18 protein-coding genes and 3 pseudogenes are annotated in these 25,696 nt (G+C 72.0%); 5 read left to right on the forward strand and 16 right to left on the reverse strand.

All coding sequences use genetic code 11. The features are described from left to right. Positions 1 to 177 precede the first annotated feature (177 nt). A pseudogene (locus AC0B61_RS19685) lies at positions 178 to 374 on the reverse strand (IS110 family transposase); the annotation flags it as partial. Here AC0B61_RS19685 and AC0B61_RS19690 point away from each other — a divergent pair. Continuing rightward, positions 363 to 1,652 (forward strand): annotated as a pseudogene (locus tag AC0B61_RS19690) (ISL3 family transposase); the annotation flags it as partial. The pseudogenes AC0B61_RS19685 and AC0B61_RS19690 overlap by 12 nt on opposite strands. A gap of 260 nt (positions 1,653 to 1,912) precedes the next feature. Here AC0B61_RS19690 and AC0B61_RS19695 read toward each other — a convergent pair. The 4 genes and pseudogenes from AC0B61_RS19695 to glnA form a co-directional block, all read right to left on the reverse strand. Next, positions 1,913 to 3,328, reverse strand: coding sequence for a non-reducing end alpha-L-arabinofuranosidase family hydrolase (locus tag AC0B61_RS19695; RefSeq protein WP_471741981.1), 1,416 nt, complete (start codon positions 3,326 to 3,328; stop codon positions 1,913 to 1,915). Positions 3,329 to 3,540: 212 nt separating this feature from the next. Further along, positions 3,541 to 5,010 (reverse strand): annotated as a pseudogene (locus AC0B61_RS19700) (glycoside hydrolase family 10 protein); the annotation flags it as partial. 188 nt (positions 5,011 to 5,198) lie between these two features. After that, entirely contained in the window at positions 5,199 to 6,197 is a 999-nt protein-coding gene (locus AC0B61_RS19705) for a glycoside hydrolase family 11 protein (RefSeq protein ID WP_471741982.1), read from the reverse strand. A gap of 650 nt (positions 6,198 to 6,847) precedes the next feature. Beyond that, positions 6,848 to 8,260, reverse strand: a complete 1,413-nt coding sequence (gene glnA / locus AC0B61_RS19710) for a type I glutamate--ammonia ligase (RefSeq protein WP_471741983.1) — start codon at positions 8,258 to 8,260, stop codon at positions 6,848 to 6,850. 284 nt (positions 8,261 to 8,544) lie between these two features. Between glnA and AC0B61_RS19715 the strand changes: the two genes are divergently transcribed. Beyond that, positions 8,545 to 9,012: an RDD family protein gene (locus AC0B61_RS19715; RefSeq protein WP_471741984.1), complete on the forward strand. Its 468-nt coding sequence runs from the start codon at positions 8,545 to 8,547 to the stop codon at positions 9,010 to 9,012. Positions 9,013 to 9,127: 115 nt separating this feature from the next. Here AC0B61_RS19715 and AC0B61_RS19720 read toward each other — a convergent pair whose 3' ends face one another. From AC0B61_RS19720 to AC0B61_RS19750, 7 genes are all read right to left on the reverse strand, one after another. After that, a complete protein-coding gene (locus AC0B61_RS19720; protein WP_471742183.1) occupies positions 9,128 to 9,826 on the reverse strand; it encodes a DUF4191 domain-containing protein in 699 nt (232 codons plus the stop codon). A 96-nt stretch (positions 9,827 to 9,922) separates the two neighbouring features. Then, the gene (locus tag AC0B61_RS19725) at positions 9,923 to 10,108 is read right to left on the reverse strand and encodes a hypothetical protein (RefSeq protein ID WP_471741985.1); all 186 of its coding nucleotides are present in this window, start codon (positions 10,106 to 10,108) and stop codon (positions 9,923 to 9,925) included. Positions 10,109 to 10,467: 359 nt separating this feature from the next. Next, positions 10,468 to 11,421, reverse strand: a complete 954-nt coding sequence (gene lipA / locus AC0B61_RS19730; RefSeq protein WP_471741986.1) for a lipoyl synthase — start codon at positions 11,419 to 11,421, stop codon at positions 10,468 to 10,470. A 242-nt stretch (positions 11,422 to 11,663) separates the two neighbouring features. Further along, positions 11,664 to 12,434: a lipoyl(octanoyl) transferase LipB gene (gene lipB / locus AC0B61_RS19735; RefSeq protein WP_471742184.1), complete on the reverse strand. Its 771-nt coding sequence runs from the start codon at positions 12,432 to 12,434 to the stop codon at positions 11,664 to 11,666. 95 nt (positions 12,435 to 12,529) lie between these two features. Next, positions 12,530 to 14,473 (reverse strand): helix-turn-helix domain-containing protein, encoded by a 1,944-nt coding sequence (locus tag AC0B61_RS19740; RefSeq protein ID WP_471741987.1) that lies wholly within the window; start codon positions 14,471 to 14,473, stop codon positions 12,530 to 12,532. A gap of 51 nt (positions 14,474 to 14,524) precedes the next feature. Beyond that, positions 14,525 to 15,892 (reverse strand): MFS transporter, encoded by a 1,368-nt coding sequence (locus AC0B61_RS19745; protein WP_471741988.1) that lies wholly within the window; start codon positions 15,890 to 15,892, stop codon positions 14,525 to 14,527. Positions 15,893 to 16,022: 130 nt separating this feature from the next. Further along, a complete protein-coding gene (locus AC0B61_RS19750; protein WP_471741989.1) occupies positions 16,023 to 16,784 on the reverse strand; it encodes a 3-hydroxybutyrate dehydrogenase in 762 nt (253 codons plus the stop codon). Between the two features lie 309 nt (positions 16,785 to 17,093). Here AC0B61_RS19750 and AC0B61_RS19755 point away from each other — a divergent pair, with 309 nt between their 5' ends. Beyond that, a complete protein-coding gene (locus AC0B61_RS19755; RefSeq protein WP_471741990.1) occupies positions 17,094 to 19,031 on the forward strand; it encodes a regulator in 1,938 nt (645 codons plus the stop codon). A gap of 69 nt (positions 19,032 to 19,100) precedes the next feature. Here AC0B61_RS19755 and AC0B61_RS19760 read toward each other — a convergent pair whose 3' ends face one another. The 3 genes from AC0B61_RS19760 to AC0B61_RS19770 form a co-directional block, all read right to left on the reverse strand. Then, the gene (locus tag AC0B61_RS19760) at positions 19,101 to 20,345 is read right to left on the reverse strand and encodes a cation:proton antiporter (RefSeq protein WP_471741991.1); all 1,245 of its coding nucleotides are present in this window, start codon (positions 20,343 to 20,345) and stop codon (positions 19,101 to 19,103) included. 196 nt (positions 20,346 to 20,541) lie between these two features. Then, positions 20,542 to 21,873, reverse strand: coding sequence for an FAD-dependent oxidoreductase (locus AC0B61_RS19765; RefSeq protein WP_471741992.1), 1,332 nt, complete (start codon positions 21,871 to 21,873; stop codon positions 20,542 to 20,544). Between the two features lie 402 nt (positions 21,874 to 22,275). Continuing rightward, positions 22,276 to 23,181 carry a TIGR01777 family oxidoreductase gene (locus AC0B61_RS19770; RefSeq protein WP_471741993.1) on the reverse strand — a complete coding sequence of 302 codons (906 nt, stop codon included), beginning with the start codon at positions 23,179 to 23,181 and terminating at the stop codon, positions 22,276 to 22,278. Positions 23,182 to 23,265: 84 nt separating this feature from the next. On the opposite strand from AC0B61_RS19770, the gene AC0B61_RS19775 reads away from it, so the two are divergent. Then, entirely contained in the window at positions 23,266 to 23,763 is a 498-nt protein-coding gene (locus AC0B61_RS19775) for a GNAT family N-acetyltransferase (RefSeq protein WP_471741994.1), read from the forward strand. A 137-nt stretch (positions 23,764 to 23,900) separates the two neighbouring features. Further along, positions 23,901 to 25,037, forward strand: coding sequence for a DUF2510 domain-containing protein (locus AC0B61_RS19780; protein WP_471741995.1), 1,137 nt, complete (start codon positions 23,901 to 23,903; stop codon positions 25,035 to 25,037). A 42-nt stretch (positions 25,038 to 25,079) separates the two neighbouring features. Here the strand turns inward: AC0B61_RS19780 and AC0B61_RS19785 are convergent, their stop codons facing one another. After that, positions 25,080 to 25,595 (reverse strand): DUF4240 domain-containing protein, encoded by a 516-nt coding sequence (locus AC0B61_RS19785; RefSeq protein WP_471741996.1) that lies wholly within the window; start codon positions 25,593 to 25,595, stop codon positions 25,080 to 25,082. Between the last annotated feature and the right edge of the window lie 101 nt (positions 25,596 to 25,696).

Consider the following 25,696-nt stretch of genomic DNA (forward strand, 5'->3'; position numbering starts at 1 on the left):
CGCCGCTCTCGAAGCGTTCCACGGCCTGCCGCCGGATCCGCTCCCGCGCGGCCCTCTCCGCGTCGGTCAAACCGCCGCCCTGTGCATACCTCACAGCACACGACTACCGGGGCCGACCCTCCGCGGGCAGGCGAACGCTACTGCTTCACCCATCCGAGCGACATCACGGATTCAACTTCAGTAGCACCGGCGGTCACGGATGAGGGCCCACAGACGTTGACGCGTCGGCGGGCGGGGGTAAGCACCGCCTGGACGTGCTTCTTCCCCTCGGCACGCTTGCGGTCGTAGAACGCCCGCGGGTTCGGATCACAGCGGATGCTCACCAACGCCGAGGTGTAGAAGACGCGTTGGAGCCTGCGGTGGTAGAGCTGCGGCGGCTGGTGTGCCCGGTGCTCGGCTGCTCTCGACAGACGTTCCGCGAACAGGTTCTCGGCATCGTGGAGCGTTACCAGCGTCGCACGACCCGCCTGGCCGACCAGCTCGGATCCGTGGTGAAGGAGTTATCGGGCCGGGCGGGCGCCCGTCTCTCCCGTGTCCTGGCCTGTCGTGTCTCTCGCTCGACCGCCCTGCGGGTGCTCATGCGCCAGGCGTTGCCGCCACCGCGTGTCCCGCGCGTGCTCGGCGTCGACGACTTCGCCCTCAAGCGCCGGCACCGCTACGCGACCCGTACTCATCGACGCCGAGACCGGCGAGCGGATCGACGTCCTGCCCGACCGCACCACCCAGACGCTGGTCGTGTGGCTGCGCGAGCACCCGGGGATCAAGTACGTCTGCCGCGACGGCTCCGGCTCCTACGGCGAGGCGATCCGCCAGGCCTTCCCGAAGCGGTGCAGGTCAGCGACAGATGGCACCTCTGGAGCAACCTGTGCGGGAAGGCCTTGGCCGAGGTCCGCTCCCACGCCGTCTGCTGGGCCACCGTCGTGAACCCCGTCAGGCCCGGAGGCGTCCGCGAGCAGACCACCCGCGAGCGCTGGCAGCAGGTCCACGGCCTGCTCGAATGCGCCCGCCGTCTCGACGTCGCCCTGAACACCGTCAAGCGGTACGCCCGCATGAAGGAGCCCACCACAGAGCGCCGCGCACCCCGCTACAAGCCCACCCTCCTCGACCCCTACCGCGACCACCTGCGCCGGCGGCGGGCCGAAGACCCCGCACCGTCACCCACCTCCTCCGTGAGATCAAGGAGCTCGGCTGCACCGGCAGCGCCAACCTCCTGGTCCGCTACATCACCCATGGCCGCGCCGACGGCGACAAACCCGTCACGACCCCGCGGCGCTTCGCCCGCCTCCTTCTCACCCGCCCAGAGAACCTGCGCGACAAGGACACCTCACTACTGCGGGAACCCACTGCGGCATGCCCGGAGATGACCGAACTAGCCCGCTTGATCCGGGAGTTCGCGCAACTGCTGATGCCGGTAGAGGGCAACGACGCCAAGCTCTCCGACTGGATCACGTCAGTTCGCTCCGCCGACCTCCCTCACCTGCACTCCTTCAGCAACGGTCTGGAACTCGACCGGGCCGCCGTCGATGCCGGGCTCACCCTCCCGTTCCACAACGGCCGCACCGGGCGTCAACACGCGAACCAAACGGATCGTGAGGCAGATGCACGGCCGAGCAGGGTTCCCCCTGCTCCCCCACTGCGTCCTCCTCCAGTGATCACTACGCAGTGCTACCATCGATTACGGGACAGAGCCGTTGGCTGGACACACCCCCGACTGGGACGAGCGCGACCGGGTGGAGTTCGCCCGCCTGATGCTCAAGTAGTACGTCGACTCGCTTGCCCAGTTGAAGGAGCGTGGGCTGGCCCGGGACGCCAAGGGCTCCTGACCGCAGGCCCCATGGGGAGGAGCCCCAGCCGGTGCGCGGCTGGGGCTCCTTGAGTTCTTGAGTCTGTGAGTGGCGGTCGGCCTGGCGGGTCAGTGCTGCAGGGTGAGGACGCCCGGGCGCCAGGGCAGCTGGTCGTAGGGGCCGGTGGCGCTGGGGGACTTGCCCTGGTAGAGGAGCTGCAGGTTGCAGGGGTCGATGGTCATGGTCTGGTCGGGGTTGTTGCGGACGAGGTCGCCGTGGCTGATGTCGTTGGTCCAGGTGGCGCCGCTGTTGGCCTTGCCCGCGAAGGGGTTGCTCTCGGTGGCGGCCTGCGGGGTCCACGAACCGTTCAGGCTGGTGGCGGTGAACGAGCGGAAGTAGCGCTGCTCGTTCGCGCCGCGCGCCTCGACGAGCATGAGGTACTGGTTCTGGCCCTGGACCTTGTAGACCTGCGGTGCCTCGAACAGGTTCTTCACCGTGTCGCTCATGACCGTCGTGTACGAGGAGCCGAAGTTGCCGGGGAAGTTCCCGATCGGCATGCTCGCCCGGTAGATGCTGCCGTTGTCACCGGCGAAGAACAGGTACATGTTCTGGCCGTCGGCGATCAGGGTCTGGTCGATCGGGGCGGCGTTGGGGATGCTGCCGGTGAACAGCGGCTGCGGCGCGGACCAGCCGTTGGGGTTGGTGGGGTCGCTCGACGTGCGGTAGATGAACGGCCACGCACCCCACTGGTACGCCAGCACCCAGATGTTCTTCGGCGCGAAGTAGAACAGCGTGGGCGCCACCGTGGACTGGCTCATCCCGATCTGGCCGGCCGACGCCATGTCGGACCAGTTCGTGAACGGGCTGAACATCATCGAGCCGTACGACGAACCCGACACGTTCGAGGCGTAGACCAGGTGCTTGCCGTTGTACACGACGTCGGTGAAGTCCTTCACCGCACCCCACCCGTTCGCCGGCTGCGCCAACACGCCCGTCGACGACCAGTGGTACGTCGACGGAAGGGCGCACGCGCCGCCCGTCGGCGCGGTCAGGCCGGCCCACGTCTGGTTGCTGCCGCCGTTGCACGTCCAGATCTGCACCGCCGTGCCGTTGGCCGTGCCGGCGCCCGCGACGTCCAGGCACAGCCCGGACTCCACGCCGACGACGGTGCCGTCGGGGTTCACCCGCCACTGCTGGTTCGCCGCGCCGCTGCAGGTCCAGATCTGCACCGGGGTGCCCGCCGTGGTGGCGTGGCCCGGCACGTCCAGGCACTTGTTGCCGTAGACGGTCAGCTGGTTGCCGGACGACACCGTCCACTGCTGGTTGGTGCCGCCCGAGCAGTCGTGGATCTGCAGGGCCGCGCCATCGGCCTGGCTGGCGTTCGGCACCTCGAGGCACCGGCCGGAACCGGCACCGCGCAAGGCGCCGCTGGTGGCCGCCTGGGCCGGGCCGGCGACGAGCAACGCGGCCAACGCCGACACGGTCGCGAGCACGGCGGTGAGCACCACGGACAGCTGCCTGCGGCTGGGATTTCGTCTACGCATGGGACCTCCTTGGGGAACGGACGGCACCGTCAGGCGGCTCTGTTATCGCTAACATTCGAGCGCCGCCGTGACTGTGCGCGCCAAGAGTCATCAATCGGCCGGCGAGTGCTGGCGTTGCGTACCCGCTTCTGGAGCACCGGGGGCTGGGAGCACCGGGGGCTGGAGCATGGGGGCTCGCGGAGGCGCGAGCCCCTCGTCGGCGGCTCAGCTCACCTGAAGGTCCAGTGCTGGTTGGCGCCGCCGGTGGCGTCCCAGATCCGGACGGGAGCGCCGTTGGCGTCCTGGCCGGCGGGGGTCTCCAGCGCCCGGCCGCTGGCGACGTTGGTCAGCGTGTAGGAGCCGTCGCTGTTCTGGCCGGCCCGCCAGTGCTGGTTGGCGCCGCCGTTGGAGTCCCAGACCTCCATGCGCGTCCCGTTGGCCACCTGGTCGCCCGGCTCGTCCAGGACCCGGCCGCTGGCGACGTTGGTCAGCGTGTAGGAGCCGTCGCTGTTGCGGTCGGCTCGCCACTGCTGGTTGGCGGCGCCGCTCGGATCCCACACCTGCAGCGGGGTGCCGTTGCCGTTCTGCCCGGCGGGCTCGTCGAGCACTCGCCCGGCGGCCCCGCCGGAGAGCGTGTAGACGGTGCCGGAGGCGATGCCCCCGCCCGGCGCGCCGCCGCTGCCGCCGCCCAGGGCGGTGAGTACCGCGCCGTAGGCGGGCTTCCTGTTGCCGCCGCTGTCGAACAGCAGCGGGCTCTCGCTGCTGCGCCAGGAGTCGCTGTCTCGGATGCCCCACGCCGTGATGCCCGTGCAGCGGGCGACGTTGAGGCAGGCCTTGACGGTGTTGGCGTACGCGGTGGCGGAGGCCTGGGCGATGTCGAGCTCGGTGATCTGGACGTCGACGCCGAGTGCGGCGAAGTTGGCCAGGGTGGTCTGGAAGCTGCTCGGCGGGCCGCCGGCGCCGAAGTGGCTCTGGAACCCGACGCAGTCGATGGGCACGCCGCGGGACTTGAAGTCCTTGACCATGCTGAACACGCCCTGGGTCTTGGCGTCGGACCAGTTCTCGATGCTGTAGTCGTTGTAGCAGAGCTTGGCCGCGGGGTCGGCGCTGCGGGCGGTGCGGAACGCCTCCTCGATGAAGCCGTTGCCCAGCACGTCCTGGAACACCGAGCTGCGGTGCTGGCCGCTGCCGCCGTCGGCGAACGCCTCGTTGACCACGTCCCACGCGTAGATCTTGCCCTTGTAGTGGGTCATCTCGGTGGTGATGTGGTTGTTCATCACGCTGCGCAGCGTGTTCGCGTCGCCGATGGAGCTGACCCAGGAGGGCAGTTGGGAGTGCCAGACGGTGGTGTGGCCGCGCATGCGCTGGCCGTGTGCGATGGCATGGTTGACGATCGAGTCGCCGGGGCCGAAGTTGAAATTGCCGCGGGACGGTTCGACGGTGTCCCACTTCATCTCGTTCTCCGGGGTGATCATGGTGAACTCCCGGTCGAGAATGGTGGCGTACGTCGAGTCGCCGAGCCTGCCCGAGGCCACTGCGGTGCCGAAGTAGCGCCCGCTGCCCGCCGCCGCCGCACCCAGCGTGGTCGCCCCGGCGGCATGAGCCGCGGGGTTCGCGGTGACGACGGCGACCGAGCTGACGACCAGGCAGGCGGCCGCTGTCAGGATCGTGCGGAGACGGGACTGCTCGATGAGCTTTGGCATGACGGATCGTTCTCCTTGGGTGGGGGAGCCTGCGCACCGGTGGGGCCCGGCCGATGAGGAATCGGCCCGGCTGCGAGCCCCGTCCGTTAGCGCTAACAATTTGCCACGAGCATCGCCTGCCTGACATGTGCAGGTGCCATCTTCAACAGGCAGTGCGCGGTGTCAAGACCTTGCGCGTCGACGGACCGTCAGCCGGTGCTGCAGGAGACCGTCGGCCAGCTGGTGCTGCCGTTCTTCATGACGGTCAGACCCCAGTTGTTGCCCGCGCCGTTGGGGGTGGCGACGAGGGTCTGGGCGTCGGAGTAGGACGCGTTGGTGTTCCAGGTCGAGCTGACCCTCTCCGGAGAGGGGACCTGCACGGTCACCTTCCAGGCGTCGGAGCCGGTGACCGCGACGTTCAGGTTGTAGCGGTCGCTCCACGACGCCCCGGCGGAGAGCGTCGCGGTACAGCCGCCGCCGGTGCCCCCGCCGGTGCCCCCGCCCGTGGAGGAGCCCAGCGTGATGTTGGAGCTGCCGCTGCTGTGGTAGCCCTCGGTGGCCAGGACCTCGTAGTTCATGGCGCCGAGGGGCATCCCGTTCCTGGCCCACGCGTCGAAGTGGTTCCCGACGGTGATGGTTCCGCCGGTCCGCTTGGCCTGGCGGACGCTCCAGTACTGGTTGAACGTCTTGATGCCCTCGATGGACGGGGCGTTGACACGCGTCGTCTCGTAGATGTCGTACGTGCTGCCGTCACTGGTGACCGTGCCCTTGTACGCACCGGTGGGCTTGTATGAGCCGTAGTTCTCCACGACGTAGTACTCGACGAGCGGCTTGGTGCTCCAGCCGTAGAGCGACAGGTAGGCGTTGCCGTTGGTGCTCCACGTGCCCGAGTACGTCACCGGGTTGCGTGAGCCGGTGCTCCAGCCCTTGCCGGCGACGAAGTTGCCGGCGTTGGTCCACGAGGTGCTGTAGTTGCCGCCGCCGTTCAGGGACATCGAGGCCGCACCGGTGCCCTCGGTCCAGAACGAGTAGAAGTGCCCGCCGTCGGTGCCGGTCTGGTTCGTGGTGATGGTCGAGGCCTCGGCGGTGCCGGGCAGGACCAGGACCGCTACGAGGGCCAGCGCGAGAACACGCGCACGCCTGACGAGCCGCCAGAGTCGGCTGCTCTCACGGTTCTTGGGGTGGGGAGAATTCACGAGGTGATCCATCCTGCCGATGGGTGGGGTGGGGGTGGAGCCAGCCCTGCACCACCGATGACCGCAAAGGGATGGGGCGGCCGGACGGCGCCGCACAGCGGCACACGGAACCGCCGGCTCATCAACATCCCTGCAACCGACACCGGTTGGCGAACACGGCCCGGATCCAAGGCCGTTCGGACTTGTCGACGGCGACAGTGTTGGCCTGAGCCCGACAAGCTGTCAACGCTTTCGACAGAAACACCGAAACTATCGCCACTTCTGCACATGCCATGACGCTCCCCGGTCGGCGCAATCCCGAGAGTCAGACCGCTACTTCGCTCGATTTCCCCACTGCCACCTCACGCCCCAAGCCCGAAACCTACGGTGGAGCGCGCTCCCCGAGTGCTCGAAAGTTTCGAAAAGCCAGGCGTCGGAGACGTCTTCGACGGCCAAGTCACTGCAGCACGCGGCAGACCTACTTCCTCCTCTCGAACGGCCTGAAGCCGGCTTGCACGTCCGAGGGTCCGTCCGCCCGCCAAAACGGAGGCCGCCACCCCGCAAAGGGGGTGGCGGCCTCCGATGGTGACGCGACTCATTCGCCGAACAACCGTAGGGCGGCGACGATTGTTGGAATCGCCGAGCCGCCATTGTGCGTTCCCGCAGGCCGGCGGGCGGGCCCTCTACAGGTCGTAGTACAGCTCGAACTCGTGCGGGTGGGGGCGGAGGGCGATCGGGGCGATCTCGTTGGTGCGCTTGAAGTCGATCCAGGTCTCGATCAGGTCCGGGGTGAAGACGTTGCCCGCGAGGAGGTACTCGTGGTCGGCTTCCAGGGCCTCCAGGACGGCCGGGAGGGAGGAGGGGACCTGCGGGACGTTGGCGTGCTCCTCGGGGGCGAGCTCGTAGAGGTCCTTGTCGACCGGCTCCAGCGGCTCGATCTTGTTGCGGATGCCGTCGAGGCCGGCCATCAGCATGGCGGAGAAGGCCAGGTACGGGTTGGAGGACGGGTCGGGTGCACGGAACTCGATGCGCTTGGCCTTGGCGTTGGAGCCGGTGATCGGGATGCGGATCGCGGCCGAGCGGTTGCGCTGCGAGTAGACGAGGTTGACCGGCGCCTCGAAGCCCGGGACCAGGCGGTGGTAGGAGTTCACCGACGGGTTGGTGAACGCCAGCAGGGAGGGGGCGTGCCGCAGCAGGCCGCCGATGTAGTAGCGGGCGGTGTCGGAGAGCCCGGCGTAGCCCTGCTCGTCGTAGAAGAGCGGCGATCCCTCGGTCCACAGCGACTGGTGGACGTGCATGCCCGAACCGTTGTCGCCGAAGATCGGCTTCGGCATGAAGGTGGCGGTCTTGCCGTTCCGCCAGGCGACGTTCTTGATGATGTACTTGAACAGCATCAGGTCGTCGGCGGCGTGCAGCAGGGTGTTGAACTTGTAGTTGATCTCCGCCTGGCCGGCCGTGCCGACCTCGTGGTGCTGGCGTTCGACCTCCAGCCCGGCCGCGGCGAGTTCCAGCGACATCTCGGCGCGCAGGTCGGCGAAGTGGTCGACGGGCGGAACGGGGAAGTACCCGCCCTTGTACTTGACCTTGTAGCCGCGCGCGTCGCCCTCGGCGGCGCCGCTGTTCCAGGCGCCGGCCTCCGAGTCGATGTGGTAGAAGGACGCGTTGGCGCTGGTGTCGAAGCGGACCGAGTCGAAGACGTAGAACTCGGCCTCGGGCCCGAAGTACGCGGTGTCGGCGATGCCGGAGGAGGCGAGGTAGGCCTCGGCCTTCTTGGCGACGTTGCGCGGGTCGCGGCTGTACGCCTCGCCGGTGACCGGGTCCTGGATGAAGAAGTTGATGTTGAGGTGCTTCTCGGCCCGGAAGGGGTCGAGGCGTGCGGTGGCGAGGTCCGGGACGAGGGCCATGTCGGACTCGTGGATGGCCTGGAAGCCGCGGATCGACGAGCCGTCGAACATCAGGATCTCGGCCGGATCGAAGGTCGCCGCAGGTACGGAGAAGTGCTGCATGACGCCCGGCAGGTCGCAGAACCGGACATCGACGAACTTCACGTCGTTGTCGTGAATGAACTGCTTCACTTCGGCGGCGTTGTTGAACATCCATCCTCCTCGGTGCGAATGGGGCTCACCCTAGGAATGGGTCGTTTCCAGCCGGTGACCCGCTCGTTTCCTCGATGTTAACCGCGCCCCCCGTCCGGGCGGCAAAGATGCACGGGACGGGGCAAATCACCTCGCCGACCTGGGCGGCCGTCCGCAAGTGGTCTGGACCACTGGGGAAGTCGTCGGGTAAGGCCCGCCGCCGCGAATCACCCGGTCGGGGACCGCGCCCCGCCCGGAGGGGAGCCGGTGACCGCGCAGGCCGTCAGCCCGGTTAGTGTGGATTCGTGGACACCAGAGAAGCGTTGGGATCGTGGATCGACGGCCCCAGGGCGGCCGCCGAGAAGATGGGCGCCGACTTCGGCTACCGCGGCGAACGCCTCGGCCTGCCCAAGGAGGGCCCCGGCTCGATCGCCGGCCCCGGTCGCCGGATCGGCGCCCTGTTCGTGGACGGCTGGCTGGTCGCGCTGATCTCCTACGGTCTGCTCGCCCGCGGCGACCAGGCCGAGGCCAACCTGTGGACCAGCCCGCTGTTCTTCCTCGTCGCGGCCCTGCTGCTCGCCACGACCGGTACGACGGTCGGCAAGCGGCTGTTCGGCCTCCGGGTGGTCCGCCTGGACGGGGGCCGCGCGACCATCCCGCAGGTCCTGCTGCGCACCCTGCTGCTCTGCCTGGTGGTGCCCCCGCTGGTCTGGGACCGCGACACCCGTGGTCTGCACGACAAGGCGGTCGGCACCGTCGAGGTGCGGATCTAGCCCTCCCCGCTCAACTCCCCACCCGACGCCACTCAACTCCCCACCCGACGTCGGAACGGCCCCGCCGCGGAGCTTCCGCAGCGGGGCCGTTCTCGTGTCGTCAGGGGAGGGAGGGTCAGCGGACCTGGCCGCCCCTGGGCATCCGGGCGCCCTTCGGCATCGGGCCCTTGGGGATCGGCGCCTTGGAGAGCAGGTCGCCCAGCGCGCGCAGGCGGTCGTTGGTCTCGGTGACCTGGGCGGCGGTGATGGCGCGGGGCAGGCGCATGAGGTGGATCTGCAGCTTCTTCAGCGGGACCTCGCCCTCGCCGTCGCCCACCACGATGTCGTGCACCGGCACGTCGCCGACCACCCGGGCCATCTTCTTCTTCTCGGAGGCCAGCAGCTGGCGCACCCGGTTCGGGTTGCCCTCGCCGATCAGTGCGATGCCGGCCCGGCCCACCGCGCGGTAGACCGCGTCCTGGTTACGGGTGACCGCCACCGGCGTGGTGTTGGAGCTCCACCCGCGCCGGATGTTGTTCAGCACCGCGGCCACCGCTCCGGGCTGTCCCTCCATCTGTCCGAACGCGGCGCGCTCGGCCCGGCGCCCGAAGACGATCGCCATGGCCAGGACGGCCACGATGAAGCCCAGGATGCCCAGGTAGACGGGATGCTCGATCGCGAAGCCGATGGCGAGGAACACGCCGAAGGTCAGCAGGCCGACGCCGGCGATGATCAGGCCGATCTTGGTGTCGACCTTCTTGGTCATGGTGTACGCCAGACGGATCTGCTTCAGTCGCCCGGGGTTCTCGGATGTTTCCCTCGCCATAACGCTCATGGTACGTGGCACGGGTACGGGATATCCAAGCCCGGGTACCCGTTCGCCCGAACTGTGACTCGTCTGCCCGTACGCCGTCGCGCAGAGCGACCGTTCTCACCGGTGGACGGACTTGACCGCCGGCCCCGTGGCCAGTGCGTCGTGCCGGCGGTCCGCCGCGTGCCGGCGGTCCTCGCACACCGCCGTCCAGGCGTTGCGGCGCGCGTGCCGCTGGCCGGGCGCCAGCAGGACGCTCTCGGCGAACCGCAGCGCCACCCCTACCGACCGGATCCGCATCTGCATGCCGAACAGCTCCCCTCGGGGCTGGGAAGAACATGGCTGGAACAACATGGCTGAGTAGAACGTGGTCGAGCAGAACGTGGCGAGTGGAACGCAGCCGACGAGGAACGGGGCCGACCGGAACGTCCGTGGCCGAGAAGAATCGAACGCTCGCCGAGCGTCCATCGTCACCACCCCGTGTTACCAGCCCATGACCAGGCAGTCAAAGCGTGGTGAAACCTGGAAGGGCGGAGCCGCAGCTCCGCCCTTCCAATGGCTCAACGGTGGCTCGAACCCATCGGCCTCGAACCCATCGGGCTCGAATCCATCGGGCTCGAATCCGATGGGTCGAATCCGCTGGTCGGCCCCGGGGCCGGGGACCGTCAGACCGCGGCCTGCTCGCGCCGCTCCAGCGCCTGCCGGTACAGCCGGCCGGCCCGGTACGAGGAGCGCACCAGCGGGCCCGACATGACGCCGGCGAAGCCCAGCTCCTCGGCCTCCTGCTGGAGTTCGACGAACTCGTGCGGCTTCACCCAGCGCTCGACCGGGTGGTGGCGCAGCGAGGGGCGCAGGTACTGGGTGATGGTGATGAGCTCGCAGCCGGCGCCGACCAGGTCGGCGAGCGCCTGGCTGACCTCCTCGCGGGTCTCGCCCATGCCGAGGATCAGGTTGGACTTGGTCACCAGGCCGGCCGCGCGGGCCTGGGTGATGACGTCCAGCGAGCGCTCGTAGCGGAAGGCCGGGCGGATCCGCTTGAAGATCCGGGGCACCGTCTCGACGTTGTGCGCGAGCACCTCGGGGCGGGAGGAGAAGACCTCGGCCAGCTGCTCGGGCACCGCGTTGAAGTCGGGGATGAGCAGTTCGACGCCGGTTCGGCCGGCCGCGCGGTCGGCGGTCATCGCGTGCACCTGGCGGACGGTCTCGGCGTACAGCCAGGCGCCGCCGTCCTCCAGGTCGTCGCGGGCGACGCCGGTGATGGTGGCGTAGTTGAGGTCCATCGTGACGATGGACTCGGCGACCCGGCGCGGCTCGTCGCGGTCGAACTCGGCGGGCTTTCCGGTGTCGATCTGGCAGAAGTCGCAGCGGCGGGTGCACTGGTCACCGCCGATGAGGAAGGTCGCCTCGCGGTCCTCCCAGCACTCGAAGATGTTGGGGCAGCCGGCCTCCTGGCAGACGGTGTGCAGCCCCTCCTTCTTCACCAGCGAGTGGAGGGCGTTGTACTCCGGGCCCATCTTCGCGCGGGTCTTGATCCACTCGGGCTTCCGCTCGATGGGGGTCTCGCTGTTGCGGACCTCCAGGCGGAGCAGCTTCCTGCCGTCGGGCGCGACAGCGGACACGTGCGACTCCTAGAACTAGACGGGGTACCCCCAGGGTACGCCTGTGGTTGTACGGCCTTCGCGGGGCCTGCCGCCCTGCAATCGCAGGGCAACACGGCTACTGGTCGGTAGATTCCCAGCGTTCCGGGGCTTCCTGCTCCGGCGGGCGCCCGCTGGAACGCAGCGCCTGGTCAGCGGTCGGTGGTCTGCCCGGGTCAGCGGGAGAGCGCCGGCTCGGGTCAGCGGGGGAGCGCCGGCCCGGGTCAGCGGGAGAGCGCCGGTTCGGGCAGCTCGGCGAGGACCTCCGCAAGGTGCCGCTCGACGGCCGGCGCCGCCTCGGCGACGGAGAGCTCGCGCTTCAGCTCGCCGGTGAGCGAGGCCACGCCCGCGTCCCGGATGCCGCACGGCACGATCTTGTCGAACCAGGTCATGTCGGGGTCGCAGTTGAGCGCGAAGCCGTGCATGGTGACCCCGCGGGCGACCCGCACGCCGATCGCGGCGAGCTTGCGGTCGTCGCCGCGCTGCCCGGCGTTGGAGGGTGCGTAATCGGGCCCGGCCAGTCGCGGGTCGATGCCGAGGGGCAGGCCCATCCGCAGGGTCAGCCTGCCGATGTCCACCACCTGGGCCGGGTCGACCACGGCGTCCGGGATGGACTCGCCGAGCACCCAGACCCCGCTGCGTCCCTCGACCCGGGCGGTCCCGATGCCGAATCCGGCGGCGGTGCGGATCAGCGCCTCCTCCAGCCGGCGGACGTAGGCGATGACATCGATCGGGTCGGGCAGTTTCACGATCGGGTAGCCGACCAGCTGGCCGGGGCCGTGCCAGGTGATCTCGCCGCCCCGGTTGACCTCGACCACCGGGGTGCCGTCCAGCGGCAGGTCGGCGGGGTTGGTGCGCTTGCCCATGGTGTACACGGACTGGTGCTCCAGCAGCAGGACGGTGTCGGGGATCTCGTCCGCGACGCGCAGCGCGTGCAGCCGCTGCTGTTCCTCCCAGGCCTCCTGGTACGGGACCTGGCGCTCGCCTATGCCCATGTGGACGAACCGCACGTTCTCGCTCACCGTTTCGCGCTCCTTGCCGGGCGTTCGAGACCAACCTCGCCACTGTACGCCCCGGCCGAATCGGAGTGTCAGCCGCCCGCGAGCAGCTGCAGCCGCAGCGCGAGCTGGAGTTCCAGTGACCGTTCGGGGTGGTTCCAGTCGGGCCCGAGCAGGGCCTGCACCCGGTCCAGCCGTTGGACGACCGTGTTCACGTGGACGTGCAGTTCGTCCTTGGCCCGGGTGAGGCTGCCGCCGCAGTCGAAGTAGGTGCGCAGGGTGCGGACCAGCTCGGTGCCGCGCCGGGCGTCGTACGCCAGCAGCGGGCCGAGCGCCGCGCCGACGAAGCCGTCCACGTCGTGGCCGTCGCCGAGCAGCACGCCGAGGAAGCCGAGCGTGCGGGCCGAGGCACCCTCTCCGGCGCGGCCGAGCACCCGCAGGGCGCGGACGCAGCGCAGGCCCTCGGCGTACGAGGCGGCCAGCGCGGGCGGACCGGCGGCGGGGCGGCCGGCACCGACGGTGACGGGGAAGCCGGCCAACCGGGCCAGCCGTTCGGCGGCCTGCCGGGCGGTCTCCTCGGGATCCTGGGCGTCCGGTACGAGGAGCACCACCGCCTCGCCGTGCTCGGCGCTGACGCCCCGGGAGCCGAACAGGTGCCGCCGGGCCGCGCCCGCCAGCCGTCCCCGGTCGGTGCCGCTGCCAGTGCCAGTACTGGTGCCGCTGCCGGAGGCGACCTCGTCGGCCCGGTCGGCCGGCTCCGCGACCAGCACCAGGTGGGGCCGGGCGAGGTCGACGCCGAGCCGCCGGCCGCGCGCGGTGAGCCCGGCGGGATCGCGCTCGGGGGCGGTCAGCAGGTCGGTGAGCAGTTCGCCGCGGATCCTGTTCTCGGTCTCGGCCACCGAGCGGCGCAGCAGCAGGAGCAGCGCGGTGACCACGCTGGCGCGCTCGAACAGCCGGCGGTCGGCGTCGTCGAGGCCGGGCCGCCCGCGCAGCACCATGGTGCCGAGCGCGTCGTGCCCGGCCAGCACCGCACAGACCCACAGCTCGCCGTGCCGTACGGACCGGCCCTCGGCGCGGGAGGCGGCGACGGCTGCGGCCAGCTCGGCGGCGGGTGCGGACCGTCCGGCGAGCGGTTCGCCCTCGGCGTCCAGGACCGCTATCTCGCCGCCCAGCAGCGCGGCCACGGCGGCGGCGACGTCCGGCACCTCGGCGCCGCGCAGGACCAGGTCGGTGAGCCGGTCGTGCGCCTGCTCGGCGCGTTGGACGGCGGCCGAGTGGGCCCGGACCAGTTCGTTGGCCGCGTTCAGTTCGGCGAGCGCGGCCCGGGTGTCGGCCAGCGACTTGGCGGTGTCGAGGGCGATCGCGGCGTGTGCGGCCAGTGTGCAGAGGAGCGCGACCTCGTCGGGGGAGAAGGCGCGCGGCGAGCGGTCGGCGGCGAACAGCACCCCGATGACCTGTCCGCCGAGCAGCAGCGGCACCCCGATGATCGCCACCAGGCCTTCGTCCAGCACGCCCGCGTCGATCGTGCCGGTGTGGTGGAACCGTCCGTCGGCGCGGTAGTCGGGGGTGGCGTACGGGCGGGCGGTCTGCGCGACCAGGCCGCCCAGGCCGTCGCCGAGGCCGAGGCGCAGGGTCTGGAACAGCACGGAGACCGAGCCGTCGGTGACCCGCATGTAGGTGTCACCGGCGGCCTCGTCGGGCAGGGTCAGGTACGCGGTGTCGGTGCCGAGCAGCATCCGGGCCCGGCGGACGATCGCCTGGAGCACGGTGTCCAGGTCCCGGGAGGCGGCGAGGTCGCCGGCGGTGTCGAAGAGAGCGGTCAACTCGGCTTCTCGGCGCCGGTGTTGGCGCAGGGTGCGGTGCACCCGCAGGGCCTGCCAGGTGGCGTCGTCGAGCTCGGCGAGGACGGCGGCCGGCGCGCCGCGGTGGCGGGCGTCGGCCAGCACGTCGGCGAAGTCCTCGGTGGCGGCGCCCGAGGCGAGCAGGTCGAGCAGCCGCCGCAGCGCGGGCGCGGCGCTCTCGTCGGGGTGGTTCATGGTGCGTGCCGCCAATCGGCGTCGGTCCGACGGGTGCGGGAGGTGGCGATGCTACCGGCTCAACTCTCCGGTCACGGCGGGCTTTCCGACCGTGGCGCCGTCCGCCGGCCGCTCCTCGACCAGGGTGAGGTCCCGCCCCCTGGTCTCCCGCCCGCACAGCACCGCCAGCACGGTGATCGCGGCGGCGGCGGCCACGTACACCGAGATGGGGGTGGCGCTGCCGTAGTCCTTGAGCAGCGCGGTGGCGATCAGCGGGGCGGGCGCCCCGGCCGCCACCGAGGCGAACTGGGCGCCGATGGAGGCGCCCGAGTACCGCAGCCGGGTCGCGAACAGCTCGGAGAAGAAGGCCGCCTGCGGTGCGTACATCGCACTGTGGAACACCAATCCGACCGTCACCGCGAGGACCAGCGCCCCGAACGACCTGGTGTCCACCATCCCGAAGAACACGAACGCCCAGACCCCGACGCCCACCGCGCCCACCAGGTACACCGGCTTGCGCCCGACCCGGTCCGACAGCGCCCCGAACAGCGGGATCAGCGCGAACTGGACCGCCGAGGCGATCAGTACGGCGTTCAGTGCGCTCTGCTTGTCGAAGTGCGCGTGGGTGACGGCGTACGCGAGCACGAACGTCGTCATCACGTAGTACGAGATGTTCTCCGCCATCCGCGCGCCCATGGCCACCAGCACCTCCCGCCAGTGGTGCCTGAACACCCCCACCAGCGGCGCCTGTTCGGCTTTCGGCTGGTTCGCCAGTGCCTGCCGGAACAGCGGCGACTCGTCCACCGCCAGCCGGATCCACATGCCGACCCCCACCAGCAGCGCCGACAGCAGGAACGGCACCCGCCACCCCCACGCCAGGAACGCGCTGTCCGACTGCACCGCCGTCATCAGCGACAGCACCCCCGCCGCCAGCAGGTTCCCGGCCGGCGCGCCGCCCTGCGGCCAGGACGCCCAGAAGCCCCGCCGCCGCTGGTCCCCGTGCTCCGACACCAGCAGCACCGCGCCGCCCCACTCCCCGCCGAGCGCGAAGCCCTGGACCAGCCGCAACGCCGTCAACAGCACCGGTGCCGCCGCCCCGACCGAGTCGTACGTCGGCAGCAGCCCGATCGCCGTGGTCGACCCACCCATCAACAGCAGGCTCACCACCAGCAGCTTCTTCCGCCCCACCCGGTCCCCGAAGTGCCCGAACACCAGCGCCCCGAGCGGCCGCGCCGCGAACCCGATCGCGTAGGTCAGGAACGACAGCAGCGTCCCTGTCAGCGGATCACTGTTCGGGAAGAACACCTTCCCGAACACCAGCGCCGCCGCTGTTCCGTACAGGAAGTAGTCGTACCACTCGATGGTCGTGCCGATCAGGCTGGCAGCCACCACTCTCGGGAGTGAACTGCGCGTAGTCGCACTGCTTGCAGGGGCGTTCATGTGCCACCACTTCCAGGGCCGGGGGGAGACGATGTCGCCACAAGGTAGGAATCCGCTGGGCGGAGGCCTATGTGGGTGGAACACATACTGTTCGGTACGGACATGGCGGCCGGAGCCGCGATGTCGGCGGTCAGTGCGCCGTCCAGCCGCCGTCGATGGGGAAGCTGGCGCCGGTGATGCAGGAGGCGGCGGGGGAGCAGAGCCAGAGGGCGAGTTGGGCGACCTCGTCGGGTTCGACGAGGCGCTTCACGGCGGTGCGGTCGAGCATGATCCGATCCACCACCTCGTCCTCGGGGATGCCGTGGGCGAGTGCCTGGGCGGCGATCTGCTTCTCCACCAGGGGCGTCCGGACGTAGCCGGGGTTGATGCAGTTGCTGGTGACGCCGTGCGGCGCGCCCTCCAGGGCGACGGTCTTGCTCAGGCCCTCCAGGGCGTGCTTCGCGGTGACGTACGCGCACTTGAAGGCGCTGGCGCGCAGGCCGTGGACGGAGGAAAGGTTGACGACCCGTCCCCACTCCCGCTCGTACATGTGCGGCAGGGTCCGGCGCAGGATGCGGAACGGGGCCTCCACCATCACGCGTTGGATGAGCGTGAAGCGGTCGGGCGGGAACTCGTGCACCGGCGCGATGTGCTGGAGCCCGGCGTTGTTGACCACGATGTCGGCGTCGTCCGGCAGGGCGTCCACGGCTTCGGGGTCGGAGAGGTCGGTGACGATCGCGTGCCCGCCGATCCGCTCCGCGAGCTCCTCGGCCGGACCGGCCGCGAGGTCGACGACGTAGACCCGGGCGCCGGCCCCGGCGAAGGCCTCGGCACAGGCCCGGCCGATGCCCGAGGCGGCTCCGGTGACCAGGGCCGTGCGGCCGTCGAGCGGGCGGGCTGTCGTGATGTCCATGGACCGGAACGGTAGGAATCCGGCGCCCCGGCTCCCATGTGGTGGGCCGCCACAACGACCTCGGAGGTTGTGGCGGCAACCACTACGAGGCTCGATCGGCGGTTCGACCGCGGAAGGCCAAACCGCCGGTGACCCGGCTTCCCCACAATGGGCGCGGTTGCTTCACCCGTTCGGAGGATTGCTCGGTCAGATCCACCCATAGCGCCCGAATGCTCGCTACATTCACGCCGATTCCCGACAGGGGGCGCCGCCCCAGGCAGCCGAAGTGCTGGTAGAGCCCGGTGCGACGTCCGAGAGGTGTTGACAGACATGCCCCAACGGCCTGCAACCGACAGCCCGGCGTACGGACCGCTCGACCCGCTCGGCCAGCACCGAGGTCCGGTCGGCCGGACCCTTCCGGACGCCCCCGACGCCCTGGCCCCCGACGCCCTGACCGGCGACACACTGACCGCCGACCCGCTGACCGCCGGCGCGACGGCCGACGACCTGCGGCTGCCCGCGCAGGCCGCACCCGACCGGCACGGGGCCCCCGTCGCGCCCGCGCCCGCCCCCGCCCCCGCCCCCGCGCCCGCGCCCGCGCGGAGCACCGGCCACTCGGGCCCGGCCCCGCAGAACGGCCAGCTCGCCGCGCTGATCGAGGAGGCCGGCTTCTCGCACGCCGGCCTGGCCCGCCGGGTCGACCAGCTCGGCCTGGAACACGGCCTCGACCTGCGCTACGACAAGACCTCGGTCACCCGCTGGCTGCGCGGCCAGCAGCCCCGCGGCGCCACCCCGGCCCTGATCGCCGAGGTCTTCACCCGCCGCCTCGGCCGCCGCCTCACCGCCCAGGACCTCGGCCTGGACGCCTGCGCCCCGGTCTATGCCGGCCTGGAGTTCGCCGAGACCCCGCAGGAGGCGGTGGACATCGTGGCGAGCATGTGGCGCAAGGACAACGGCCCGCAGTCCGAGCTGCGCCGGATCGCCTTCACCCCGGCCGGCCTGGTCGTCCCCAGCCGGGACTGGCTGATCGGCCGCACCGACGAGCGGGTCGCCCGGGACGGTTCCACCCTGGCCCGCCCGGACGCCGCCACCGGCCCGCCGTCCGCCTCCTCGACCTCCACGGCCATCACCGGCGCGCCCGCACAGAGCGCGCCCGGCGCGTCCCCCGCGGGCCCGGCGCGCGGCCAGGCCGTCGGCGCCCCCGGCCTGCCCGGCACCCCCGGCGGGCCGACCGCGCGCAGCACGGCCGGGACGACCGGCACCGCCCCCACCATCGGCCGGGTGCCCACCCAGAGCCGCCGCCCGCCGGTCGCCGTCGAACCGCCGTACACCGACCCGGCCCGCGAGTCCCGCCCCGCCCTGCGAGTCGGCCGCGGCGACATCGCCGCCATCCGCGCCGTCGGCGACCTCTTCCGCGCGCTCGACCACGCCTACGGCGGCGGCCACGCCCGCCAGGCACTGGTCCGCTACCTGGAGAGCGAGGCCGAGCCGATGCTGCGCGGCCGCTACGGCGAGCAGATCGGCCGGGCGCTGTTCGGCGCGGTCGCCGACCTGACCCGACTGGCCGGCTGGACGTCCTTCGACATCGCCGCACACGGCCTCGCCCAGCGCTACTTCGTCCAGGCGCTGCGCCTGTCCCAGGCCGCGGGGGACCGCGCGCTCGGCGGCTACGTGCTGGTGACGATGAGCCAGCAGGCCGTCCACCTCGGCCACGGCCGCGAGGCGGTCCAGCTCGCCCGGGTCGCCCAGCAGGGCGTGGGCACCGCCGTGCCGCCGGTCGTCCAGTCGCTGATGCACGCCGCCGAGGCCCGCGGCCACGGCCTGCTGGGCGACGTCCGCTCCTGCACCACCGCCCTGGTACGCGCCGAACGGGCCCTGGCCGCGGCCCGCACCGGCGACGAACTGCCCGCCTGGGCGCGGTACTTCGACGAGGCGCAGCTCTCCGACGAGTTCGCTCACTGCTACCGGGACCTCCAGCAGTGGCGCACCTCCGCGCAGCACGCCGAGAAGTCGCTGCGGCTGCGCTCGCCCGCCTACGCGCGCAGCCGGATCTTCTGCCGGCTGGTGCTGGCCACCGCCCGACTCGGCATGGGGGACCTCGACGAGGCCTGCACCATGGCCACCGACGCGCTGCGGGCGGCGGGCGAGATGCGTTCGGCCCGCTCCCTGGAGTACGTCCGGGACTTCCACCGCCGCCTCACCCCGTACCGCGGCAGCCCGGTGGCCCGCGCCTTCGAGGAGACGGCACGCCAGGCGGGGGTGATCTGATCGATCGCGGCAGCGACGGCACGGCGTACGGGGGCGGCCCGGCCGGCCCGGCGCACGGGAGTTCTCGGCCTACCAGCTCTCGGCCCGGACTCTCGGCTTGTCCCCCTCTCCGCCCTCGCCTCCCTCGTCCGCCACCGGCCGCCGTACGGCGCCGCGCACCCGCTGCGCCGCCAGCGGGAACACCAGCACCGACAGCATTCCGGCGCCGACCAGCGCCGCCGCCGTCGAGGACGGCAGGTGCCCCGCGTCCACCTCGATGGTGGTGATCACCACGATCAGCGGCAGCGCCGTCGCCGCGTACAGGCCGAGTGCCGCGCGGTCGCGCCGGCCGAGCCCGGCCGGGGCCAGCAGTCCGGCCGGCACGCCTCGCACGACGAGGAACAGCAGCAGGAACACGGGTACGAGCAGCAGCGTGCCCGGCTCGTCCAGCAGCGCGTCCAGGTCGAAGTTCATCCCGCTGACCACGAAGAAGATCGGCACCAGGAACCCGAAGCCGATGCACTCCAGCTTGGCCTCGATCACCTCCTCCTCCGCCCGCCGGATGTCGGAGAGCAGCAGCCGGGAGACGATCCCGGCGGTGAAGGCGCCGAGCAGCATGTCGAGGTCGAGCCAGAGCGCGGCGGCGACCATGACGGCCAGCACCAGGATCACCGCCCGGATGGCGAACTGCCCCGAGGTGCGCAGGGTGCGCTCGATGAGGCGGGTGGCCCAGGCCGGACGGGGCCGGCGCGCGGCCACCACGGCGACGGCGGTGATCACCGCGAAGGCGCCGAGGATGACCGCCGTCCGGGCGGGGGAGTTGCCGCTGAGCAGCACGGCGACCGCGATGATCGGCCCGAACTCGCCGACCGCCCCGGTGGCCATCACCGACCAGCCGAAGGGCGTGGGCAGTTCGCCGGAGTCGCGGAGGATCGGCAGGATCGTGCCGAGCGCGGTGGTGGTGAGCACGAGGCCGGCGAAGGCGCCGTCCAGCGGGTCCGGGTTGACGAGCGCGCCCACGCCGAGGGCCGCGACCAGCGAGAGCAGCCACGCGGTCCCCGCCCGTTTCAGCGGGCCGCCGCGCAGCTTGCCGAAGTCGATCTCGTACCCGGCCAGGAACATCAGCATGGCCAGCCCGAACTGGGAGAGCGCGTCCACCAGGTCGTCGACGCGCGCCCAGCCCAGGACGTCCGGGCCGATCAGCACACCGAGCGCGATCTCGACCACGACGGTCGGTACCGCGATCCACCGCAGCAGCCGGTCGGCGAGCAGCGGCGCTGCCACGGCCGCGGCGGGGATCAGGACCAGGGCCACCGGCTGGGCATCGGCGCTCACCGCGCAACCGGCCGAATGGTCGAAACCGCCCGATGAACGGCCAGGACGCTCAGGACCGTCAGGACCGTCAGGACAGGCAGAACGGTCAAAGCACGCAAAGCAGTCAGAGCAGTCACTGCGGCATCCTGGCACGCCGCCGGTCCGTCACCCCGGCAGCCCGGTGGCGTGTCAGGACCGCCGCCGCGCCGGGCCGGCCTCAGGCCGCCGCCTCCGCCTCCCGCGCGTCGGCCGGGACGCCGAGGTCGCGCAGCACCGCCCGTGCCGCCCGCCGCCCGGAGACCAGCGCGCCCTGCACCGTACTGGTGTCGCGGTGGTCGCCGGCGACGTACAGTCCGGCCAGTAGCCGCACCGGGCGCCGGGGGTTGTGCGGCGGCGGCATCGCGGGCAGCGCGTCCGGGACGTGCCGCACGCTGAGGAACTGCCAGCCCGTCGTCGCGGTGCCGTACAGCTCCGCGAGCCGGGCCCGTACGGCCGGTTCCAGCCCGGCCGGGCCGCCCGCGTCGAAGGTGCGCCGCCCGAGCACGGTGGTGGCGATCAGTGCCTGGCCGGCCGGGGCGTAGGACGGGTGCAGTTCGCTGAGCACCAGTGAGTGCGAGACCAACGGCGGGTGCCCGTCTGGGCGTTCGCCGTCGAGCAGCAGGACGGCCTCGGCCAGTGGGGCCCGGTCGGCCGCGTGATAGAAGGTCGTGACGGGGTGGAAAGCCGGCAGCCGGAGCCCGGGCAACAGCTCGGCCGCCGAGCGGGCGTCGGTGGCGATGATGACGGCCTGGGCGCCGATCCGCCCGTGGGCGACGGTCTCCACGCCGTCCGCGGCGATCGAGGTGACCTGCACCCCGGTGCGGACGGTGCCGACGGGCAGGGCGGCGGCCAGCTGGGCCGGCACGGCCGCGATCCCGTCGGCGGGCAGGCAGAGCCTCCCCCGGGCGTACGAGCGGAGCACCAGGTCGGCGATCCGGCTGCTGGTGCCGAGCGCCGGATCGCTGAGCAGGGCGCTGAGCAGCGGGCGCAGGAAGCCGTCGACGGTGCGCGGGGCGAGCCCGTGGCCGGTCAGCGCGCGGGCGGCGGTGGTCTCCGGCCGGGCCTGCAGCCGGCTGACCGGGGTGGTGGCCAGCCGGCCGAGCCAGCTGCCCAGCCGGGCCTTGTCCAGCGGGCTGCCGAGCGGGGCCCGGGTGGCGGCCTGCCGGGCGGCGGTGAGCTGCGGATCCCCGGCGCGGTAGCGGCGGCCGCCGCTGTGCACGAGTACGCCGGGCGCGAGCGGGCGCAGGTCGAGCCGGTCGAGGTCGAGCATGCGGCGCAGCTCGGGGAAGGCGGTGTTGAGCAGGTGGCTGCCGTCGTCGAGCCGGAATCCGTCCAGCTCGCGGGTGGCCATCCGGCCGCCGATCCGTTCGGTGGTCTCCAGGACCTGAACGGCGAGTCCGTGGCCGGTGAGCGCGCGGGCGGCGGCCAGACCCGCGAGTCCGGCGCCGACCACGACGACGTCCGGGTCGGATGGCCGACGAGCGCGGCGGGTGAAGTCGTACGTGGGCACTGGCGTGCTCCCTCCCTGGTCCCGGGGCTCCGGCCGACGCAGGCAGCGGGGTGCCGGGACACGGTCCGAGGAAGGTGATGCCCAGTCAGTGTGAGTATCAGACAAGCGCATCGGGCCGGATCCGAGGGGCGGGCGGGGCTGGGCGGCGCCGGGCGGGGGCGCGGTCACGGACAGTGCGTCGTGGTGGCCGGGTTGGGGGGTCGGCGGGCGCGTACGGTCACCGGGGGCGTGCGACGCGCCCGCCGTGTGCTCCCGTGCGCCCCCTCTCGGAGCCCCGTCCGGCCCCCGTCCGGCCCCCGCCCGACCCTCGTTCGCCCACCGCCCGGCATATGCCCGTGGCCAGGGCGGACGCGGTAGTCGGAGTACGCACGGGACCGGCGCGCGCCTCATCCCGCCGACGACTCACAGCGCCGCGAGCGCCGCCGAGTACGCGTCCGGGTGCGTGAAGCGGAAGCCCGCGTCCAGCAGCCGCCGCGGCACCACCCGGTGGCTGCCGACCACCTCGACCGCCAGCTCGCCGAGCACCGCCTTGAGCACCGGCTCCGGCACCGGGAACGGCGTCGGCCGCTTCAGTGCCCGCCCGAGCGCCGCGGTCAGTTCGGCGTTGGTCGCCGGGTTCGGCGCCGTCAGGTTGAAGGCACCGGAGAGGTCGTCGTGGTCGAGCAGGAAACGCAGTGCGGCGACCTCGTCGTGCAGGGAGATGAAGCTCCAGTACTGCTGCCCGCTGCCGAGCCGCCCGCCCAGGCCCAGCTTGAACAGCGGGAACAGCCGCCCGCCCGCCCCGCCGGCCGCGGACAGCACCATCCCGGTCCGCGGGTGGACGACCCGGATCCCGGCCCGCTCGGCCGGTTTGGCGGCGGCTTCCCACTCCAGGCAGACCTCGGCCAGGAAGTCGTCACCGGCGGGGGAGTCCTCGTCGATCACCCGGTCGCCGGTCTGGCCGTACCAGCCGACCGCGGAGGCGCTCACGAACACCCGTGGCGGCTCCTTGAGTTCGGCCAGCGCGACGGCCAGCGTCTCGGTGCCGTAGACCCGGCTCTCCCGGATCTCCCGCTTGTAGGCGTCGGTCCAGCGGTGGTCGCCGACTCCGGCGCCGGCCAGGTGCACCACGGCCTGGACGCCCGCGAGCCCGTCCCGCTGGACCTCGCCGAGCAGCGGGTTCCAGCCGATCGCCGTGCTGCCGTCGGGCTGCGGGCCCGTCCTGGACCGGTGCCGGACCAGCCGGACCACCTCGTGGCCGTCCGCCAGCAGGGAGCGGACGAGCGCCGAACCGATCAAACCCGTGGAGCCTGTGACAGCGATGCGCATGGACCCATCCTCGCAGTTCCCCACGGCCTGTCACGTTCGCACGCGCCTCCACGTGCCTCCACGCGCCTCGTTAGCATGACGCGCATGTTCGATGACGATCTGATCATCCGCCCGGCGCGGCCCGAGGACGAGCGCGAACTCGCCGTCCTCAACCGCACCGCCTGGTCCGTCCTGTCCGACGTCTCCCCGCAACCCCGCGAGGAGGACGGGCTGTTCGACGAGCGCCGCACCCCCGAGCAGTTCCTGCTCGCCGTCCTGGCCGGCCGGATCGTCGGCTGCGTCCGCCAGGTCCCGGCCACCCCGCTGGCGAGCAACCGGCACGTGCGCCAGATCCAGGGCCTCGCCGTCGACGGCACGGTCCGCGGCCGGGGCATCGGCGGCCGCCTGGTCGACGCGGCCTGCGCCGCGGCCCGAGCGGCGGGCGCCCGCAAGATGACGCTCCGGGTGCTCGGCTGGAACGCCCCGGCCCGCCGCCTCTACGAGAGCCGCGGCTTCGTCGTCGAGGGCTCGCTGGCCGAGGAGTTCCTGATCGACGGCAGCTACGTGGACGACATCTGGATGGCCCGCCGCCTGGTCGACTGAACCCCCGATGGCTCTGTACACGGGAACTGCGCACAGAGCCACCCCGGAAATCGGCCCGCCGGCCACTTCCCGGGCGGTGCGCAGTCGTGACCCACCCGACCTGTCTGGACCGGCGCCACGCCGGGTACCGTACGCCCGTGAGCAACTCGACGCCTCCCGGGTGGTACCCGGTCCCGGGTGCGGACGGCACCCCCGGTCACGAGCGCTGGTGGGACGGCACCGCCTGGACCAGCGAGGTACGGCCGCTCCAGGGCGGCGTCGCGGTCCCGCCGGCCGACGCCCCGACCCAGACCTGGACGCCGTCCGAGCCGACGCCCGGCTACGGCTACCCGGGCGGGGCCCCGGCCCCGTCCTACGGCTACCCGGGCCAGGCCGGCCCACCGGCGGCCGGCTACGGCTACCCCGCCCAGGACGCGTACCAGGGCCAGGGCACGTACCAGGCCCCGGACGCCTACCAGGCCCAGGGCGGCGCATACCAGGGCCAGGGCGGCGGCTACCCGGCCCAGGGCGCGGGATACGGCTACCCGGGGCCGGGCTACCCGCCGCAGGGCCCCGCGAAGAGCAGGTCCGGGATGATCATCGGCATCTCGGTCGGCGTGCTGGCCGTGGGCGGGATCATCGCCGGGGTCATGTTCAGCAGCGGCGGCGACCCGAAGGCGGATCCGACCCCGAACCCCACGGTCACCACCACCCAGAGCAACAGCCCCGCACCGAGCCCGACCCCGACCCTGCCGACCACCTCCCCCACCGTGTCGGCGCCCAAGCCGGTGCCGGCCCTCAAGAGCACCGTCCCCGACCCGCAGCACGCGATCACCGTCCCGGTCTTCGACGGCTGGGACGCGTCGACCGACTCCGCCCACTCGACGGTCTACCTCGGCAGCGGCCACTACACCTGCCCGGACGGCAACCCCTGCATCCGCGGCCAGTTCTCGGTCGAGAAGGACACCGTCCAGGGCGCCACCCCGAAGGAGGCCGCCGACACGGCGATGCCCGCCTACGCCGGGAAGATCTTCACCGGGATCACCTCGCACACCGACTCCGGCTCCGGCTACGTCAGCGTCGCCGGCGTACTCGGCTACGCCACGCGCTGGCAGATCCAGACCTCGGACGGCACCAAGGGCTCCGTCCTGCTGGCCGCCGTCCCGGCGAAGGGCGGCGGCTACGTGGTCTTCGAGGGCGGCGTGGACGACGACCCGGCCGCGCCGGACGCCTCCGTGCTGGACCAGATCCTCAAGGGCGTCAAGCAGGACAGCTCGTCCGGTAGTTCCACCTGAGGCCGGCGGGCCCCGGGTGGCAGCCGCCACCCGGGGGCCGTCTCAGTCCCCGTACCGCTCCCAGAGCCTGGGGAAGCGCTTCGCCATCACATCCGGGTCGTCGAAGTCCAGTGCCGCCCCGGCCGGCCGTCCGGCCTGCCGCCCGCCGACCTCGGGCAGCGGCAGCCCGGTCAGCCGCTCGTACGCCTCGTCGGCGGCATAGCCGATGTCCTCGGCCTCGCCGTCCTCCTCCTCGTCGAAGTCGGGCAACAGGTCCGCCAGGTCGTCCGGTTCGGCCAGCCCGCCCTCGAAGACCTCCCGGCCCTGGGCGATCAGCCAGCAGCGGAAGTAGTCGAAGGTGTCCTCGGAAGCGCCGTCCAGCAGCAGGTAGGCCGCGCCCCACAGGTCGAAGCGGTAGGCGCGCTGGAAGCGCGCTTCGAACAGCCGGGCGAAGTCGATCACGTCGTCCGGGGTGAGCAGGACTAGCCGTTCCACCAGCCGGTCGGCCTGCTCGTCGGGGTCGCCGTCCGCGGCGTCCCGGGTGTCGTCAATGATCTGCCAGAAGTCGGTCTCGTCCATCACCGCTCCAGCATCCCCGTTCGGCCGCGTCCGCGCATGCCACGAACCGGTGCGGCGCGCGACCGGGAACGGCGGAACCCCGCGCCGTCCGGGGACGACGC

Source organism: Kitasatospora sp. NPDC023385 (assembly GCF_055664045.1).